Source organism: Sphingomonas sp. PP-CE-1A-559 (assembly GCF_004340965.1).
Taxonomy (GTDB): Bacteria; Pseudomonadota; Alphaproteobacteria; order Sphingomonadales; family Sphingomonadaceae; genus Sphingomonas.
In genome coordinates this window covers 1036680-1054844 of the sequence record NZ_SLYA01000002.1, presented here as the reverse complement: position 1 = coordinate 1054844, position 18165 = coordinate 1036680, and the positions used below count along the sequence as shown (strand labels likewise).

Below are 18165 nucleotides of genomic sequence, written 5' to 3'. Positions count from 1 at the left end.
GGGCCGGTCGATGTCCGCAGCCTTGCCGACGCTGTACCGTTCGCTCGCCCGCCATCGGCTATGCGCCATCCTCAACATCGGCGGGCTTGCGCTCGGCATCGCGGTGTTCCTGATACTGATGCTGTTCGTCCGGTTCGAGACGAACTACGACCGCGTGCTGCCGGGATGGGAACGGGTCTGGACGATCGCGCGCACGATCCAGTTCCCCGGCAACCCCGAGGTGCAGATTCCATCTTCGCCTACACTCTCCGGGCAATTGGCCGCGGCGTTCCCCGATCTCGTCGTGGCGCGGATGACGCCCTATGACGCCGCGACGGTGCTGACCGGGAACACGAGTACCCCGCGCAAACTGGCATTGGTCGACCGCGATTACTTTCGGATTTTTCCGTTTCCCGTCGTCGAGGGCGATACCGCGAGTGCGATCGCCCGCCCGGATGGGATTGTCGTCACCCAGAGCGTCGCGGAGGCGTATTTTGGCAAAGCAAGCGCGCTAGGACGGACGCTGACGGTTGCGATCGACGGGAAGGCGCGCACCTACCGGGTCGGGGCGGTGATCGCCGACCTGCCGCAGAACCAGACATACGCCAGTGTCCTGTTCGCGGCGATCCCGGCCGAACTCACTGACGATTCCCGATCTACCAGCAATGGTGTCGTGACGTTTCTGGCACTGCCCGACACCGCGATGGCGGACCGGATCGGAGCATTCATGCGCCGCCATCCCGATCCCGCGTTCAATCCCGACGCGCGTCAATTCCTGAAAGAAGGCATCGTGCCGCTCGCCGGGCGCCATTTTGCGGGCAACGGGGTCGGCACGGTCGTCGCCGTGCTGGGCGGCGTGGGGATCGTCGCGCTGCTGCTGGCGGTGGTCAATTACGTCAATCTGGCGACAGCGCGCGCAGGGCTGAGGGCGCGGGAAATCGCGATGCGCAAGGTGGTCGGTGCGACCCGGCGGATGCTGATCGGGCAATTGCTCGGCGAGGCACTGGCAGCCGTGACGCTGGCGGCGTTGATCGGGCTGGCGCTTGCCGAGATTGCGCTGCCGTTCGTCAACGCGATCGGCGGCACCGACTTGTCGATCGCTTATTGGGGGGCGGGGTCTATCCTGCCGCCGCTCCTGGCGACGACCGCTCTGGTGACGTTGCTGGCAGGGTTCTATCCGGCGTTCGTGATATCCTGATTCCTGCCTGCGGGCGTGCTCGCCGCGGCCCGGACCCCCGGCGGCGATCGCGCGGGCGCAGGATTACGCAAGGCACTGGTGGTGACCCAGTTCGGCATCGCGGTCGCGCTGATGATCGGGACTGCGGTTCTGTTCGTCCAGACGCGGCACGTTCAGCAGGCGGACATCGGCTTCGGGCGAGACGGCCTGATCATGCTGAGTGGTTACGGCGACGCCGCGCTGGATGCGGGGCAACGTGCCCGGCTGGTCGACGCGATGCGCAAGACCCGCGGGGTTGCAGGCATCACGACGAGCGGCGTCGTGCCCGGCGGCGGCACGTTCGCAATCGCCAAGATGAAACGCGCCGGGGCGATCGGCGAGCCGCCGATGATCGTCCAGGCCACGGTCGGCGAGCAGTTCTTCGACACGTACCGAGCCCGTCTGCTGGCTGGTCGGATCTTCGATGCGGATCGGTTCGCGCTGGACGTTGGCAACAGCGGCACCGGGAGCACGGCCGTTGCGGGCAGGGTAGCGAACATCGTGCTCAACCATACTGCCGCCGAGCGCTTGGGGTTCGAGCAAGCCAACGAAGCGATCGGCCAGATCGTTTCGCTCGATGGCGCGACGGTGAGGATCGTCGGTGTGATCGCCGATATGCGCTTCGGAACGCCGCGCGAGCCGGTCGAGGCGTTCGCCTATAGCTATCGGCCTGGCGGTGGCTATCGCGCCATCGTGGTGATCCGCACCTCGGCCGATCCCGGAACCGTCCTGGGACGGCTGGAAACGACATGGCGCCGCATCGCGCCAGCGGTTCCGCCAGCAGCCACGACGGTCGACCAGAAACTGTACGACTCCTATTATCGCCAGGACGTGCAGCGGTCGCGGTTGTTTACGGCCGGCGCGGTGCTGGCAGTCGCGATCGGGTGCCTCGGGCTCTATGGCCTGGCAGCGTTCGATACGATGCGGCGGGTCAAGGAGATCGGTATCCGCAAGGTGCTGAGGGCCTCGACCAGCGACGTGATGCAGCTGCTGCTGGTTCAGTTCCTCAAGCCGGTCCTCCTGGCGAACGTGATCGCGTGGCCGATCGCATGGTTCGCGATGTCGCATTGGTTGAGCGGGTTCGACGACCGGATCGGGTTGTCGCCCGGCTATTTCGTGGGTGCCAGCGTGCTGGCGCTCGTCATCGCGGCGGCGACTGTCGCCAGCCAGGCATGGCGCGTCGCACGGGCCGAACCCGCGCGCGCGCTGTCCCAGTTCTGGGAGACTCAAGCATGTGTGTTTCTGGTCGAGGGAGCCTGGTCCGCGGCTAGTCGTCAGACAGCGCGCGCACGTTCCTCGACGATCCGCTCGAGCATCGACAGCGGCATCGCACCGGCTTCCAGCACATCGTGGAAATGCTTCAGGTCGAAGCGATCGCCGGCGATCGCCTTGGCCTTCTCGCGTGCGCGCAGCCAGGCCGCGTGGCCGATCTTGTAGCTGCATGCCTGACCCGGCGAGACGCAATAGCGCTCGACCTCGCGCTGCGAGCGTCCGGGGGCGAAGCCGACCGTATCGACCAGGTATTTCGTCGCCTGGTCATGCGTCCACCGCTTGGTATGAATGCCGGTATCCACGACCAGCCGTGCCGCGCGGAACAGGAATGATTGCAGATAGCCGGCGCGTTCCACGGGCGAGGCATAGCCGCCGAGTTCGTCGGCAAGTTGTTCCGCATAAAGCGCCCAGCCTTCCAGATACGCGTTGAAGAAGGCGATCTTGCGCAGCGGATGCGTGGGCGCGCGTTGCGCGGTCGATATTTGGAGATGATGCCCCGGAACGCCTTCGTGATAGGTCAGGCTCGGCAGCGTGTATTTCGGCCAGTCGTGCACGCTCTTGAGGTTGATCCAGTAGATCGCGGCGCGCGAGCCAGCGAGCGGCGCGCGGAAGTAATAGCCGTTGGGGGCCCCGTCCTGGATTTCGGGCGCGACGCGGCGGATCTCGAGCGCCGCGTTGGGCGGGTTCGTGAATGCCTTGGGCAGCCGTGCCTGCATCGCCTGTACGCCTGCGTTGAGACTGGCGAGCAGCTCGGCACGACCGGCGTCCGTGTTCGCGAACAATTGCGCGGGCAGGCGGTTGAGCTGGTCGAGCCGGGCACCGACACTGCCCTGCGTGAGGCCTTGTTCACGCAGGATCGGATCGAGCTGTGCGGTGAGTTCCGCGACCTGTTGCAGGCCCATGCGATGGACTTCGTCGGGCGACAAGCTTGTGGTGGTCGCCTGCGCCAGCGCGGCGGCGTAGATCGCATCGCCGTTGGGGATCGCCCAGATGCCGGCGGCACTGCGCGCAGAGGGCCGCAGCGAGCGCAGCAAAGCGATCTGGCGATCGAGCGCCGGATAGACCTGGGTCGCGACGATCTTGGCAGCGCGTGCCTGCCAATCCCCGGCGATCTTCGCGGGGCCGGTGCGGCTGGTCAGCGCCTGGACGAGCTGGTTGTCGACCGGGCTGGGTGACCGCAGGTTCGCCATTTGGCCTAGCGCTAGATCAAGGGAGAAGTCGGGCGCCAGCCGACCCTTGGCGGCTTCGCGACGCTGAACCTCGGTTTCGTTATCCAGCTGCCGGCCCATCATCGCCAATCGATCCAGATAGGCTTCGGCATCATCCGCGGTCTTGACCGGGTGGGTCGAGGCCAGGAAGTCCGGCATGGAGAAATAGACGCCGTCCTGCTGCGTGATCGGATACGGCCCCTGCGGCGAGGAGAGGCCGAACTTCTCCGGGCCGACCATGTTCGACTGGATGCTGTAGAGGACGACTTCGCGATCGATGCGGGCCCGCGGCGACAGCGAGGCGGGATCGACGGCGGTGACGAGCGCCTGTGCCTTGCGGTTTCGTGCCAGGTCCTTCGCGATGGCGGCGTAGCTGTTGTCACCCAGCATATGGCGCAGATCGGCATCCTTGCCGGTATCGAGCCCAAGCGAGGTGGCGAATTCCGGCGATTGGCGGACGGTTTCGCGCAGGACCTGATCGAAGGCCGCGTTCAACCGGGCGTCGCCCGGCGATGGTGCCGCTGCTGTTCCCGCTGAGTTCTGCGCAAACGCGGATCGTGCGGGTAGCGTGCTCAACGCGGCGGCAGCGGCACTGGACGTGATGAAGGCGCGACGATCCATGCCGATTTCCTGACTGTGAAGCTTATCGCGCCACGCTAGGCGACAGTAGGCCAACCGTGCAACCCTACTGCACCGGGTCGGCCAGCCAGTGCCGCTTCACGGAATGTGCTGCTGAGCCAATATCGATCGTGTTTTCGCGTGGTCAGCAATTGCCTTGCTGCTGGCTATCGAGCTGCTCCGTCAACGGCAACGCAGGCTTAGAGCGCGGACAGATGCGGAAGGCGTTATCATCATCGGCGCATGGCAGGACGGCTTGGTGCTCGCCGGCGCCGCGCATCAAGGCAGCATGCTCGCCAACCGAAGTCGATCGCTGCGCATCAAGCGAAAACAAGCTCGATGTTCCGATGATCGCTGATGATCTCCACGATGATCTCGAAATAGGTTTGCCCGGTGCCACGGTCGAGCGCGTCCAGCTGGCGACCAATCGCATCCACGTCGAAGCCAGCCGGTCGCTGCAATTTTCTGGCGAGGAACGTTCGGGTCGTCTCGACACCGAGTGCCGCTCTGCTGGCCGCAACGTCCTGCCAGACGATACGAACCTTTTCCCGCCCCTCGATCGCGCCGTAGCCACCATAGAGCAGGTCGTTCAGCGCATCGAGGCTTTCGCCTAATTGCCAATCTTCCTTGGCCATAAACACCCGGTTTATCTCGGCGTAGAAGGTCGGGATATCGCTGATATTCCGGCCGATGATGGTCAACGTCTTCATCAAATTACTCCCGGACCATACCGTCGATGGGTAGCAACGAGCTTCGCCAGTTCTGCGCCTCCCGCTTCAGTTGCCGTCGAAGGCCCAGCGCAACGTTTTCGCCACCTGTCGCGTACCGGACCGAACGACTGGTCTCATGAAGACCGGCGACGCATGGAGGCCATGCATCCGACGTGCCCAGCTCGGGAGAAGGTCTACCGCCGCCTGCGCGATGGTTCGTTGAAGCGGTATTGCAAGCGGGTTGCCCGGTTTCTGATTGAGCACCAATCGCGCGACCTGGCGCGTGCGACCGTCTGCGATCAACGCCGGTTGCATATTACGGAGCGCCTGATTCGTGGCCGCACGGTTCCGCGGGAGGGCGTCGGCACCCAGTGCCGATCCTACGCTCGCGAACTCGGCGTAGTAGAGATCTTCCTGTGCGAGCGTCAGTCGACGATCTCCGAAGTGCTGCCAGGCAGCGAGGAAGGACCACGCTTCGGAAACGTGGACCCACGCCAATAAACTGGGGTCGTCGGCACGGTAGGGCGTCCCGTCGGGAAGCGTGCCACCGATGTGCGAATGGACCGCGCGGACTCGCGCTATTGCCGCCTCTGCCTCCGCGCGCTCGCCATATGTGGTCGCAGCGATGAATCGGGCAGTGCGCCTCAGCCTGCCGAGCATATCGGTTCGGAAGTTCGAATGGTCCCAAACCCCGGCTAGAACGGCTGGATGCAGCATCTGCAGCAGCAAAGCGGACACGCCGCCAACCATCATGCTCACAACATCGCCATGCACACGCCAGATCATGGAATCGGGCGGAAACAGTGCAGTATCGCTCCGCTTCACCGGCTCCTCGCCACGAGCCTGGTCATGGAACAGAGTCCGCACCTGTCGCACGATGCCGGTCTTGGTCTGGTCACGGATCGATAACAGGCTGTCGTTCATGCCGTCACGAACGCCCGAGCCCGTATTTAGCAACGGCGGATAGGTCATCGACATGCTGGGACCTGTCATAGATGCCGTCCTATATTGACGGCCCCTGCCATCTGAGACCATCGCGTTGCCCATGACAAAGAGCAAGGGACGCACCGGCGCGCATGCACGCGCCAATATCCAGCCTGCACCGACAGCGACCGAGCTCGATGCAGCCAAGCGAGAGATCGCGCAGATCGAGGGGCGGCTGGTCGGCCTCGCTGCCGGGCATCCTTCGGTCAAGATCTGGAAGGCACGTCTTCGTGTAGCTCAAGCCGTGATCGCCCGCGCCCCGCGCGACGGATAGGCGGCCGACCAACGCTATCACGACTTCTGCCTGCGATGATCGCGCTGCGGCGACGCGGGCGCTATCAACCCCTTGAACTCGCACACGGAGCCAGCGAAGATCGGTCATCAGCACCGGGAGCGTCCTCTATGCGTCGTCGAACTTTCATTGCCGCCTTGCCAGGGGCCGCTTTGCTACCGGGTATCGGCATGGCGCAGGGCAGTCAGGCCGGCCCCGGCGTTCCGGGCAAGCAGGGCGTTCCGGGCCCCGGACAGGGTGGTGCCCCTCAGCCGAAGACCGCGACGCTCCCCCCGCGCTGGGTTGCCGGGGAGGACCGCTTCCTTCGTCCAGACGTAGCCGCGGGCGATCGCCCGGTCGGCGCGAGTTTCGCCTCGCGCACCGCTGCCTATGGCCTCAACGGCGCCGCGGGGACCGCACACCCGCTGGCGACGCAGGCAGGAATCGACATTTTGCGCCGAGGCGGATCGGCGGTCGACGCTGCGATCGCGATCAATGCCTGTCTGGGTTTCCTCGAGCCGACGTCGAGTGGCATCGGTGGTGACGCTTATGCGATGATCTGGGATCCGAAGCAGCGCAAGGTCGTCGGGCTCGCCGGATCGGGCGCGTCGCCACGCGGCTTGAGCCTGGAAACGGTGCGGTCGCGGGCACGCGGCGGGGCGCTGCCGCCGCTGGGCGCGGTGTCGGTGTCGGTGCCGGGTGCGGTGGATGCCTGGTGGACGATGCACCAACGCTATGGCCGGCTGCCCTGGGCGCAGTTGTTCGAGCCGGCGATCGCGCATGCCGAGGCGGGTGCGCCGGTGCCGGACATCATCGCCTATTATATCCGCCGCAGCATGGCGGCATTCCGCCGGCCGGGTAACGGCATCGAGGAAACCGCCAATGCGCTGAAGACCTATGGCCTGGCCGACGGCAAAGGGCCGGCGATCGGGCAGGTGTTTCGCAATCCCGATCTCGCCCGCACTTATCGCGCGATCGCGGCGGGCGGACGCGATGCGTTCTATTCCGGCGAGATCGCGCGCGTCATCGATCGCTACTTCAAGCGGATCGGCGGCTGGTTGCGTTTCGAGGATCTGGCCGCGCACCGCTCGGAATGGATCGCGCCGCACCGGACGGGCTATCGCGGCGTGGACGTGCATGCGCTCGGCGCCAACACGCAGGGCATCGCGACGCTGCAGATGCTGAACATCCTCGAGACCTTCGACCTCGGCGACGCGGGCTTCCAGTCGCCGCTGTCGATCCATCTGCAGGCAGAAGCCAAGCGGCTTGCCTATGAAGACCGCGCGCGCTTCTACGCCGATCCGCATTTCAGTAAGGTGCCGGTCGAGTGGCTGGTATCCAAGGAATACGCCCGCCAGCGCGCGAAACTGATCCGCCGTGACCGGATCCTCGATCCCGTCCATCCCGGGCAGGCGCCCAGCCACGGCGACACCACCTATTTCAGCTGCGCCGACAAGGACGGCATGATGGTGTCGATGATCCAGTCGAACTTCCGCGGCATGGGGTCGGGACTGGTCGCCGATGGTCTCGGCTTCATGTTCCAGGATCGCGGGCAGCTGTTCAGCCTCAGGGACGGCCACCCTAACATCTACGCGCCCGGCAAGCGGCCGTTCCAGACGATCATCCCCGGTTTCGCGACGCGCGGGAACGATCCCTGGATGAGCTTCGGCGTGATGGGCGGCGACATGCAACCGCAGGGGCAGACGCAGATCATCGTCAACCGCGTCGACTATGGCCTCGAGATCCAGTCGGCGGGCGATGCGCCACGCTGGCACCACGAGGGCTCGTCGCAATCGATGGGGGAAGACAGCGCCGGGCTCGGCCCGCGCGGATTGCTGCGGCTGGAATCGGGCGTGCCTGACGCCACCAAGCAGCAATTGGCCGACATCGGCTGGACGATCGGCGAGCCCGACGGAGGCTTCGGCCGCTACGAATGCGTCGAGCACCGCATGGACGGCGCAACGCGGGTCTATGCCGCCGCGAGCGAGATGCGCGCCGACGGCTGCGCTCTGGCCTATTGAGGGGATGACGATGCGCTACCTGATCCTTGCCGCTCTAACTGTCGCGGCGATGCCCGCGGATGCCGAGACCTACGAACTGAAGGCGACGCCGCAGACGGTCGCCTGGGGGCATTACGATGCCACCGACAAGCCGGTGCTGACGATCCGGTCGGGCGACACGGTGGTGATCCACACATTGCTGACCAACAGCCCGGCGGGCCTGGAAAAGGCCGGCGTTGCGCCTGCGCAGGTCGAACCGGCGCTGCGTGCGGTCTATGACGGCGTCCCGGCCAGCGCACGCGGCCCCGGCGGTCATATCCTGACCGGACCGATCGCGATTACCGGTGCGGAACCTGGCGACATGCTGGAAGTGCGCATCCGGAAAGTCGACCTGGCGATACCCTATGCCTATAACGCGTTCCGGTACGGGGCGGGGTTCCTGACCGACGATTTTCCCTATGCGCGGATGAAGATCGTGCCGCTGGATGCCAAGCGCATGATCGGCCTGTTCGCGCCCGGCGTTGAAGTGCCGTTGGCGCCGTTCTTCGGCAGCATGGGCGTTGCGCCGCCGCCGGCGTTCGGCCGCTACGACAGCGCGCCGCCGACGATCAACGGCGGCAACATGGACGACAAGGCGCTCGTCGCGGGAACGACCTTGTTCCTCCCCGTCTATGCCCCCGGCGCACTGTTCCAGGTCGGCGACGGCCATGCCGCGCAGGGTAATGGCGAGGTCGATATCACGGCGCTGGAAACTTCGTTGACCGGGACGTTCGAGTTCGTGCTGCACAAGAAGGCGGCGATTACCTATCCCCGTGCCGAGACGCCCAAGGCCTATATCGCGATGGGCTTCGACGACGATCTCAGCCATGCGACACGCAAGGCGCTGCGCAATATGATCGATTTCCTCGTCGCGGAAAAAGGCATGTCGCGCGATGACGCCTACATGCTGATCAGCGTCGCAGGCGACGTCGAGATCACCGAGCTCGTAGACCGCAACAAGGGCGTCCATGTCGTGTTGCCAAAGGCGGTGTTCACGAAGCGCTAGCGGCCACGGCGGCCTCTGCCTGAGAAGCTTACGGTAACGTCGCAGCGACGTCGGCGGCGAAGCGCGCGATGTCGAACCGCGCAGCGCCGGGATCCTCGCCGCGCCTGACGATCACGAGCTGCCGGGACGGGATGACCATGACATACTGTCCCCGGTTGCCTTGCGCGGCGTAGCTGCCCTCGGGCAAGCCCTGCTTGGGGCCGAACAGCCACATCGTCGCGCCATAGCCCGGTCCGCTCAACGGCTGCGGTCCGCTCGGCGTCGTCATGGTGCGCATCCAGCCTGCCGGCAGCATACGCTTGCCCTGCCAGACGCCGTCCTGCGACCAGAACAATCCCAGTCTCGCAAGGTCGCGCGCGGTCGACCAGACTTGGCTGGAGAGGATGTAATTACCGTGCCAGTCGGTCTCGGCGACGGTATGCGCCATGCCGAGCGGGCCGAACAGGCTGCCCGGCAACGCCCGGTACCGCGCCTCTCCGATCGCGTTTCGGGTGGCATAGACAGCGAGCAGGATGTCGGTGTTGGCGTAGCGGAAGCGCGTGCCAGGCAGGGCCTCCAAAGGCCATGACACCGCCTGTTCGTCCACCGTGGTCCCGCCGAAATAGATCGCATCGGTGCGATTGCCGGCGGTATCGCTGTGCAGGCCGGATCCCATGCGCAGGAGATTGTCGAGCGTGATGGCATGACGCGGATCGCCGGTCTTCCATTGTGGTACGGCGGCGGGGGCTTTCAACGCGCCTGCAGTGTTCAGGCCGATGAGCGTGCCGGCGATCGACTTGCCGACCGACCAGGTCCGGTTGGACACGAACGGCCCGAAACCGCGGTCATATTGCTCAGCAAGAACTTTGCCGTCCTTCACGACGATTACGCCGACGGTCTTGGTGTCAACGCCGTAGGTAGCCCCGAATGCCTTGCCGACCGCGCCAGCCAGCGTGGGCGATGGGCGCGGTGCGATGCCAGCGTCACCTTGCGGCCAGCGACGAGGATCGGCTGCTCTAATCGACGGTGCCGCCGTCGACTTGCGGCCCGCTAATGCCGTGCCGCCGATCGGCGGGGTCACGCAACCATGCCCGCTAGTCCACTCCGCGCGTCTCGGAGGTAGCTTTGGATCGAACCCTACGGAGACGGATTGGCGGGTGCGGTCGACGTTCGCCGTGAGCGTCGGCACGATCTTCTCATAGTCCGGGTAGATGCCGCCCAACTCATCGGCATCGATCTGCTCCGGCGTGCGGCCTGCATTGAAGATGCCCGAGCAATAGAGCGCCGCCTTGTAACCGGCCGCGACGGCGCGCTGGTATGTTCCTGCCGAGGGTTGTGCGACGATCTGCGCACTGGCGGGAACTGACGCGAGGAGGGCGAGACCGGCCGCTTTAAGTATCTGCATGACCGCATTCTTCCATCACGCAACCAGATCGGCAATCCGTTTCTCGGTCATGCGCGTAAAGAGAGGGGCGCGGTCAAGCGCATCCAGCGGAGACCGGCACGGCAGCGATGACTTGCCGTGCAGGTCCCCCAGCAAGCGCCTAGTCTCGCATGAATACCGCAAAGACATCGCGCCAATCCGCATGCCAGCGCGACAGGGCGGGGCGGTTTTCGATCAGGTCCCCCGCCGCCCACGCTATACGCTTCGCATCCTGTTCGGACGTTGTCTCGTTGTCCGGGCACAAGATGTAGAAGTCGCCCGCTGCCACGCGGTCCATCATCAGCGCCACGACCTGTTCAGGTGTCCACGCGCCGGGCGGTTTCTCGGCCAGTCGACCAGCCGTCATCCCGGTCCAGGTGAAGCCCGGCACAAGCAGATGGGCACTGACCCGACTTCCGGTCCGTTCGCGCAAACTGTGAGCAAGGCCTTCAGTTAGCGCTTTCACCCCGGCCTTGCTGACGTTGTAGGCAGTGTTGCCGGGCGGCTGCGTGATGCCCTGTTTGGAGCCGGTGTTGATGATGAGGGCAGGGGCCTCGCCTTCGACCATAGCCTGGACGAAGGCCTGGACGCCGTGGATCACGCCCATCAGGTTGACGCCGAGCACCTCGTCCCACTTTATTGGGTCGGCAAATACGTCACCGCCCCCGCCGATGCCGGCGTTGTTCATCAGCACCGATACAGGACCGTGACGGTCGACCACCTCCTTTGCCAGCGAGGCCATCGCGGCACGATCCGCGACGTCGGCGGACAGCGCAACCGCGCCGTCTATCGAGGACGCGGTCTGCTCCAGCGCTTCACCGGGACGGTCGACCAGAACCACCCGCATGCCCGCGTCCGCAAAGGCGCGAGCAGCGGCCAGTCCAATGCCGCCGGCCGCTCCCGTGACGACCGCAAGCTTGCCCGGTGCGATCGCCGCGAAAGACGGAACGCTCACGCGTCGATGCTCGCCATCGAGGCGTCTGGGTAGCGCGTCCCCTGCGCCGCGCCGGGCGGGAGAATGTCATCGATACGGGCGAGATCGGCATCGCTCAGCTCCACGTCGAGCGCGCCTAGATTGTCCTCGAGATACTTGCGCCGCTTGGTACCCGGGATCGGCACGATATCCTTACCCTGGCGCAATACCCATGCAAGCGCGAGCTGGGCCGGCGTGCAGCCCTTGTCCGCCGCCATCGTGCCGATCGCGGCGACGAGATCGAGGTTCTTCTGGAACGCCTCGCCTTGGAAGCGGGGATGGTTGCGGCGCGTGTCGCCTGCGTCAAGATCGTCGGGTGTCTTGAACTGGCCTGTAAGAAAGCCGCGACCGAGCGGGCTGTACGGCACGAAGCCGATCCCCAGTTCGCGCACCGTCTGCAGAATCTGGTGCTCGACGTCACGGCTCCACAGCGAATATTCGGTCTGTAACGCGGTAATCGGATGCACGGCATGTGCTCGGCGGATCGTCGCGGGGGCAGCCTCGGACAGGCCGAGATACTTGACCTTACCCGCGCGGACGAGATCGGCCATAGCGCCGACGGTCTCTTCGATCGGCACGTCGGGGTCGACGCGATGCTGATAGTACAGGTCGATGACATCGAGCCCGGTCCGCTTCAGGCTCGCGTCACAGGCCGACCGCACATAGTCGGGGCGACCGTTGATGCCCTTGAAGCTGCCATCCGACCCGCGGACGTTGCCGAACTTGGTCGCGACCACGATCCACTCGCGGCGCTCGCGTACCACGCGACCGACCAGCTCTTCGTTGGCGCCAACGCCGTACATGTCGGCGGTGTCGAGAAACGTCACGCCGAGGTCGAGCGCGCGATTGATCGTCGCAATGGACTCCGTCTCGTCGCGGCTCCCGTAGAAGTCGGACATGCCCATGCAGCCGAGACCTAGCGCGGAGACTTCAAGGCCTTGCTGGCCCAGTTTGCGGGTTTGCATCAGATCAGTCCTTGTTGGCGGGCAATATGATTGGCGGGCGAAGGGTTACGGCCTGCGGGATGGCGAAGGTTCATCCCAAACGTCGGCGGCCGTGAGCAGGACCGGGGGCTCCCCGCCCAGACGGCTGACGAACTCGCGTCGCGCGATACGGTGTATGTCGGACTCGAATTCCCCATACGTCTCGATCGCGGTATCGCTGTCGATGCCGTCGAGGTCCGGACTGATGAACTCCGCCAACGCCTCGCTCGTGATCAGGAACTCGACCATGCCAAGGTCCGTGTGGCCGAGGAACAGGACGCCGTGCCGTTCGGCGAGCCATTCATACTCGCCAGGCTCGAAGCGAACGCTCGCAGACGCCATGGCTCAGCCCTCGTCGTTTGCGCTAGGCAGCCGCTCGGCCAGCGCGGCGATACCGTCGCCAGCGAGGGTTGCATGGGCCGCACCGTCGATTTGCAAAGGGTGCTCCGACGTAAGCACGGCAGCGTCACGATGCTCGGAATCGAGCGTCATCCACGTACGGACAGCGCCCTCCAGGCTCGTCACCTCGGCGAGGTTCTCGTCCCCACGCGGCACGTTCTCCAACGCAGCACTCATCCGCAAGTCGATATCCGGCGTCTTCGCATCGTCGCCCCAAGTCGCTTCCGTCATGCTCAAATCCCAAATTGACCGGGAGTGCCGGCTTCCCGAGGGCTAAAGCGCTCGCCTTCGAAGGCTGGTTCCAGATTAATTCGCATATCGGCTGGACGGTTCACCTTCGCGGCAGGCCGAGGCCACGACGTAGTCCAGCATGAGCTATTAGAAGCCGACGGCTGCGGGTGTCGCCTGCTGGCAGGCGCAGGGGAACCAGGGGAACAACTGGGCGGCTATTGCTGTGCCTCGTCGGACGCGACCGTACCCATCGTCATCGCCAGCAACGACATGCCGCGGTGTTCGTGATCCAGCTTCAGAAGCCTGACCCAGTGCGCGATATGCTTCCCGGCTGCCTCACTGGCCTTCCGCAGATGCTGCGGGGTCGACAGATCCGTGTCGTTTTCGATCACCGCGGCGATCGACAGCGCAAAGAAGTCGATGATGTCATCTGCGATCAGTGCTCGATCCGGGGAGTTCGCAGCGAGATACTGTATTACGATGGGTGCGATAACCTGGAACAGGTCGATCTTGGCTTGGTCGTCCACCTTCATCGTGTTTGCGGTCATGCTCGTCTCCTCCGTTCCTGACCTGTATCGTTCGAGACTGGGGAGCGAAAGGCGCAGGCCATCGGTCCCGCCAAGATCGAAGGCACGATGATCCGCCCACAAGAGAATAGCTTTGCCGCAAAGTCTTAGCGATTGGCCGGACGCCTCGAACCTGGAACGGTTCGGCGATCATCGTTTCCGCAACCGATATCGGCGTCGTTGTCGAGTGGGTAGAAATCGCCGAACCAGTGGAGCGTCGCTACACGGGCGTCAGTAGATTGCCGCTCAGTTGGAGTTGCTCGATGTCACGACGCGGAGGGGCACCGAACAACCGTGCATATTCGCGGTTGAACTGTGATGGGCTTTCATAGCCCACGGCAAAACCTGCGCCGCTTGCCGTCGTGTTCCCTGACAGCATCAGGCGTCGTGCCTCCTGTAGTCGCAATTGTTTTTGATACGCCAACGGCGTCATTTTCGTCACCGCCTTGAAGTGTTCGTGGAGTGACGACGGGCTCATACCGGCGGCGGTGGCGATGTCCCCGATGCGGAGCGGCCGATCGAACCCGGTGCGGATCGTCGCGATAGCGCGGCTGACCTGATTGAGGTGGCTGTCGGCCACTGCCATGTAGCGAAGTGCAGCCCCGTGGGGACCCGCGAGCAAACGGTACAGGATCTCCCGTTCGATCAGCGGCGCTAGCGCAGCGATGCTGTCCGGCCGATCCAGCAGTCGCATCAGTCGGCACGCCGCGTCGACCAGATCGTCGTCGCTGCGATAGACCGCGAGCGCCGGCAGATCGGCTTTCGGCGCCCGGCCGCCTTCCGCCAGAATGAGGTCCGCCAGCACGGACTGGTCGATGTCGATCTTACAGCAGAGGTACGGCGCGTCACGATCCGCCTGTACGACGTGTCCGACGAGCGGCAGGTCGACCGAGACCAGCAAATAATGCGCGGCATCGTAGAGCAGGCTCTGTCCGCCGAGCGAGACTCGCTTGGCGCCTTGGGCAATTATGCAAAGCGACGCGTCATACACGGCGGGCAGGGGCACGGTCGGCTCATCGGCCCGGAACAGCGACAGTCGATGGATTGGCGTGCTGACCATGCCGGTTCTCGGGACATGGCGCGCAACCTGCGTGGCGAGGTCTGCGATCGTACTCATCATGGGACTGTGTCCGCTGCCAGCCATTGTCACAAGCGGAGGTGAGGTCGTTTTGGAGGATCGTGCAAGGATTGCGGGGGATCGGTCTCACGCTGGTCGGCAATCCGGTTCCATCTGTGTCCAGCCTTCAAGGCGACACGAAAGGAACCATCATGAACGACGTCATCGACAAGACAGTGCTGATCAGCGGGGCCTCAAGCGGTATCGGCGAGGCCACCGTGCGCGAACTGGCGGCCAAGGGCGCGCGCCTTTTCATCGGTGCGCGCAGGACCGAGCGCCTCGAAGCGCTGGCGGCGGAACTCGGCACGAATGTCGCGTGGCAGGTGCTGGACGTGACCGACGCGGCAAGCTTCGCCGCGTTCGCCGATTCGGCTGAAGCGCGGTTCGGGCGCGTGGACGTGCTGATCAACAATGCCGGCGTGATGCCGCTGTCACCCCTCGCCGCGCTGAAGCAGGACGAGTGGACGCGGATGATCGACGTCAACGTCCACGGCGTGCTGAACGGGATCGCTGCCGTGCTGCCGCGGTTCATCGCGCAGAAGGCGGGCCACGTCGTCAACGTCGCATCGATCGCCGCGCATTTCGTGATGCCGAGCGCCGCCGTTTACTGCGCCACCAAATACGCGGTCTGGGCGATCACCGAAGGATTGCGCCAGGAGCATGACGACATCCGCACGACGATCATTTCACCTGGGGTCGTAGCAACCGAACTGGGCAACGACATCACCGACCCGGATATTGCCACTGCATTGACCACATGGCGGCAAAAGTCGCTGACTCCCGACGCGATCGCACGCGCGATCCGCTACGCACTGGAGCAACCCGAGGGAGTGGACGTCAATGAGGTCATCGTCCGCCCGACCGCGGCCAGCATGTAGGCGGCTGTGCGAAACTCAGTCCGGGCGGACTTTCTGTCCCCCGGACTGGTCAGGTGGACGACAGTCTCGTCAATGGGTCAGCGAGACCACCAATGCCAGTCCGGATTGAACAACGCGGATCGTCGCCCAGGATGATCGGCCCCAAAAAAGAAATTATCCGTGCCTCATTTCGCAGGTCGGGGCGAAAGCCAGCCGCCATCCGCTAGCCAATCTTGCAGGCGATCCGGCCAGTGCAGGATTGAGATCCGGTTCGACTCGTCCAGATTGAACGCGTGACCACTGTCGGCATACATGTGAAGTTCCGCCGATACGCCACTCTTGCGCAACTGTTCGTAGAGCGTGACCGTCGGTGCTGCGCAGCAGGGATCGCGGCTGCCGGCGATGAGGAACGCTGGGGGCGCGTTGGCGATGGCGGTCGCTGGGATGCCTCGCGGTCCGGGGAAGACCAACACCTGGAAATCGGGGCGAGCGGACTGACGGTCGATCGGATCGGCGGGTCGACGTCGGGCAGGCTCGGGATTGTCCGCGATCAGCGACACGAGTTCGCCGCCTGCCGAAAAGCCCATCGCACCGACGCGCGACGGATCGATGCCATAGTCTACGGCATGCGCGCGGACCCACCGCATCGCGCGCCGCGCGTCGTCCGCAGCATCGCCTTCGACCGAATATTTCGAGCCGGGCTCGTTCGCGAGGCGATATTTGAGCACGAACGCAGTCACCCCCATGCGGTTCAGCGCGGTCGCGACCTTCGTGCCCTCGTTCGTCCATACGAGTAATTTGTGCCCACCGCCGGGCATGATCACGATCGCGGCTCCGTTGCGGTTCGCTACGTCGGCGGGAAAGGCGAGCAGCGACGGATCGTGGATGTTACGGACCCAATAGTCGCGGCCGATCTCGGCCTCGCCGCGGCGTGCCGCCGACCCGGGCGCTCCGTTGGGCCAGAGCTTGATCGCGGTGTAGCGGGGCGGCTGCTCCGGCGGCGGATCCTGTCCAGCCAATGATGCGGTTGCGACGGTAGCGGAGGCCAGCAGGGCAATAGCGATGAAAAGGGTGCGCATCACTTCACCTCCGCGGTCGCGGCCATCGCCGCGAAGCGGATCGGGCTTGACTGGTTCTGGTCGACGATGACGCTCAACCCCTGCGCCTCGAGCGTTTCGGCGGGGCTAACCGTTAGCGATTGCGCGTATGTTGCGCTGGAGAATGCACAGAGGCTTACGGAAGCGAGGGCGGTGGCGATACTCTTGCGGGACACACGTCTCTCCTGTCGAATATCATGGCCGGTGGCGCGCTTGGTTGCGCAGCTTTCCGGCGGAAACGTCGTAAAACTCGTGAGGGGGAGCTTACTGCGCCGGTTTCAGCCAGCCGTGCATCGCCATCCAGCGCGTGAATTCGTCGAACCAGCCCGTGCTCGTGGTGGTCTTCGGGTACATGCCGAAGCCGTGACCGCCCTGTTCGAACAGGTGGAACTCGACCGGGCGCTTGGCCGCACGCCAGCTGTCGATCAGCCCATAGCCGCCATTGCCGAAGAAGGGATCGTCCGCCGCGAGCGCAACGAACATCGGGGGTGCGTCGGCCGGCACCGTCATCGCGGCGAGCGGACCGTAGATGTTCCCGACAAAGGCCGGCTTCGCGTCCTGCCCGGCGACGGTTGTCGCCATCGTCAGCATCGCACCTGCGGAAAATCCGACCATGCCGATGCGGCTGGGGTCGACATGCCATTCGCCCGCACGCTTGCGGACCGTGGCGAACGCCGCTCTCGCATCCGCGATCTGGGGCGCAAGGCCCGCCATCATCGCAGCGGCGTTCGGACGTGGCGGGCGCATACCCTGCGGCACCCGTCGCGCGAATGTTCCAAGGTCCTGCGGTGTCGGGTTCAGGCGATACTTCAGGACGAAGGCAGCGACGCCTCTGGCGGCAAGTGCACGCGCCACGTCCCAGCCTTCGTTCTGCATCGACAGCGTCTGGAATCCACCGCCCGGTGCGACGATCACCGCCGTTCCGGTGGCCTTGGCGGGATCCGGCAGGAAGGGGGTTAGGGTCGCGACGGTGACGTTGCGGGCGAACACGCTGCCATATTGGCTGTGCCACGCTTCAGGGGCGGTCGCCCCCGGGAGTTTACCGGTACCAAGCGCGATGGCGTCGGGCTGCGCCGGAGTGGCGATAGACGCCATTTTGTCGGTCTGTGCCAGTGCCGGCGTGGTCGAGGCAATCATCAGGCTGGACAGGCACAGAAGCGGGTGTCCCACCCATCGACGAACGGCGTTCATGCGGAACCCGAATCCCATAGTCGCTCTCCCATTTTTATCGTTCTTT

General features: G+C 64.9%; 18 protein-coding genes and 1 pseudogene. 6 read left to right on the top strand and 13 right to left on the bottom strand.

Going from position 1 to position 18165, the window contains the following annotated elements:
- Positions 1-10: 10 nt before the first annotated feature.
- The gene (locus C8J42_RS20450; protein WP_243644254.1) at positions 11-1177 is read left to right on the top strand and encodes an ABC transporter permease; all 1167 of its coding nucleotides are present in this window, start codon (positions 11-13) and stop codon (positions 1175-1177) included.
- Positions 1178-1192: 15 nt separating this feature from the next.
- A pseudogene (locus C8J42_RS20680) lies at positions 1193-2380 on the top strand (FtsX-like permease family protein); the annotation flags it as partial.
- Positions 2381-2469: 89 nt separating this feature from the next.
- On the opposite strand, the gene C8J42_RS10115 reads toward C8J42_RS20680, so the two are convergent.
- From C8J42_RS10115 to C8J42_RS10105, 3 genes are all read right to left on the bottom strand, one after another.
- Positions 2470-4296: a DUF885 family protein gene (locus tag C8J42_RS10115; RefSeq protein WP_133019887.1), complete on the bottom strand. Its 1827-nt coding sequence runs from the start codon at positions 4294-4296 to the stop codon at positions 2470-2472.
- A 317-nt stretch (positions 4297-4613) separates the two neighbouring features.
- Positions 4614-5003 (bottom strand): barstar family protein, encoded by a 390-nt coding sequence (locus C8J42_RS10110; protein WP_120300416.1) that lies wholly within the window; start codon positions 5001-5003, stop codon positions 4614-4616.
- A 66-nt stretch (positions 5004-5069) separates the two neighbouring features.
- A complete protein-coding gene (locus C8J42_RS10105) occupies positions 5070-5996 on the bottom strand; it encodes an oxygenase MpaB family protein (RefSeq protein WP_347812408.1) in 927 nt (308 codons plus the stop codon).
- Between the two features lie 52 nt (positions 5997-6048).
- Between C8J42_RS10105 and C8J42_RS10100 the strand changes: the two genes are divergently transcribed.
- The 3 genes from C8J42_RS10100 (at position 6049) to C8J42_RS10090 (ending at position 9303) form a co-directional block, all read left to right on the top strand.
- A complete protein-coding gene (locus tag C8J42_RS10100) occupies positions 6049-6261 on the top strand; it encodes a hypothetical protein (RefSeq protein WP_133019886.1) in 213 nt (70 codons plus the stop codon).
- A 128-nt stretch (positions 6262-6389) separates the two neighbouring features.
- On the top strand, positions 6390-8279 hold the full coding sequence (locus tag C8J42_RS10095; RefSeq protein WP_133019885.1) for a gamma-glutamyltransferase family protein: 1890 nt from the start codon (positions 6390-6392) through the stop codon (positions 8277-8279).
- Positions 8280-8289: 10 nt separating this feature from the next.
- The gene (locus tag C8J42_RS10090) at positions 8290-9303 is read left to right on the top strand and encodes an acetamidase/formamidase family protein (RefSeq protein WP_133019884.1); all 1014 of its coding nucleotides are present in this window, start codon (positions 8290-8292) and stop codon (positions 9301-9303) included.
- 28 nt (positions 9304-9331) lie between these two features.
- Here C8J42_RS10090 and C8J42_RS10085 read toward each other — a convergent pair whose 3' ends face one another.
- From C8J42_RS10085 to C8J42_RS10055, 7 genes are all read right to left on the bottom strand, one after another.
- Positions 9332-10687, bottom strand: coding sequence for a serine hydrolase (locus C8J42_RS10085; RefSeq protein WP_133019883.1), 1356 nt, complete (start codon positions 10685-10687; stop codon positions 9332-9334).
- A 139-nt stretch (positions 10688-10826) separates the two neighbouring features.
- Entirely contained in the window at positions 10827-11660 is an 834-nt protein-coding gene (locus tag C8J42_RS10080; RefSeq protein ID WP_133019882.1) for an SDR family NAD(P)-dependent oxidoreductase, read from the bottom strand.
- The gene (locus C8J42_RS10075) at positions 11657-12643 is read right to left on the bottom strand and encodes an aldo/keto reductase (RefSeq protein ID WP_133019881.1); all 987 of its coding nucleotides are present in this window, start codon (positions 12641-12643) and stop codon (positions 11657-11659) included. Before C8J42_RS10075 ends, C8J42_RS10080 begins: the two co-directional genes overlap by 4 nt.
- Before the next feature lie 45 nt (positions 12644-12688).
- Positions 12689-13003, bottom strand: a complete 315-nt coding sequence (locus C8J42_RS10070) for a DUF1488 family protein (RefSeq protein WP_133019880.1) — start codon at positions 13001-13003, stop codon at positions 12689-12691.
- A 3-nt stretch (positions 13004-13006) separates the two neighbouring features.
- Positions 13007-13291: a hypothetical protein gene (locus C8J42_RS10065; protein ID WP_133019879.1), complete on the bottom strand. Its 285-nt coding sequence runs from the start codon at positions 13289-13291 to the stop codon at positions 13007-13009.
- A 215-nt stretch (positions 13292-13506) separates the two neighbouring features.
- Positions 13507-13839, bottom strand: coding sequence for a hypothetical protein (locus C8J42_RS10060; protein WP_133019878.1), 333 nt, complete (start codon positions 13837-13839; stop codon positions 13507-13509).
- A gap of 238 nt (positions 13840-14077) precedes the next feature.
- Positions 14078-14974 (bottom strand): AraC family transcriptional regulator, encoded by an 897-nt coding sequence (locus tag C8J42_RS10055; RefSeq protein WP_133020003.1) that lies wholly within the window; start codon positions 14972-14974, stop codon positions 14078-14080.
- Positions 14975-15126: 152 nt separating this feature from the next.
- Between C8J42_RS10055 and C8J42_RS10050 the strand changes: the two genes are divergently transcribed.
- Positions 15127-15852 carry an SDR family oxidoreductase gene (locus C8J42_RS10050; RefSeq protein ID WP_133019877.1) on the top strand — a complete coding sequence of 242 codons (726 nt, stop codon included), beginning with the start codon at positions 15127-15129 and terminating at the stop codon, positions 15850-15852.
- Positions 15853-16016: 164 nt separating this feature from the next.
- On the opposite strand, the gene C8J42_RS10045 is transcribed toward C8J42_RS10050, so the two are convergent.
- The 3 genes from C8J42_RS10045 to C8J42_RS10035 all read right to left on the bottom strand — a co-directional run bounded on the left by C8J42_RS10045 (position 16017) and on the right by C8J42_RS10035 (position 18065).
- On the bottom strand, positions 16017-16910 hold the full coding sequence (locus C8J42_RS10045; RefSeq protein WP_133019876.1) for an alpha/beta hydrolase: 894 nt from the start codon (positions 16908-16910) through the stop codon (positions 16017-16019).
- Positions 16910-17104: a hypothetical protein gene (locus tag C8J42_RS10040; RefSeq protein ID WP_133019875.1), complete on the bottom strand. Its 195-nt coding sequence runs from the start codon at positions 17102-17104 to the stop codon at positions 16910-16912. The genes C8J42_RS10045 and C8J42_RS10040 overlap by 1 nt, the downstream gene beginning before the upstream one ends.
- A gap of 88 nt (positions 17105-17192) precedes the next feature.
- Complete coding sequence (locus tag C8J42_RS10035; RefSeq protein ID WP_243644286.1) at positions 17193-18065, bottom strand: alpha/beta hydrolase; 873 nt, start codon at positions 18063-18065, stop codon at positions 17193-17195.
- Between the last annotated feature and the right edge of the window lie 100 nt (positions 18066-18165).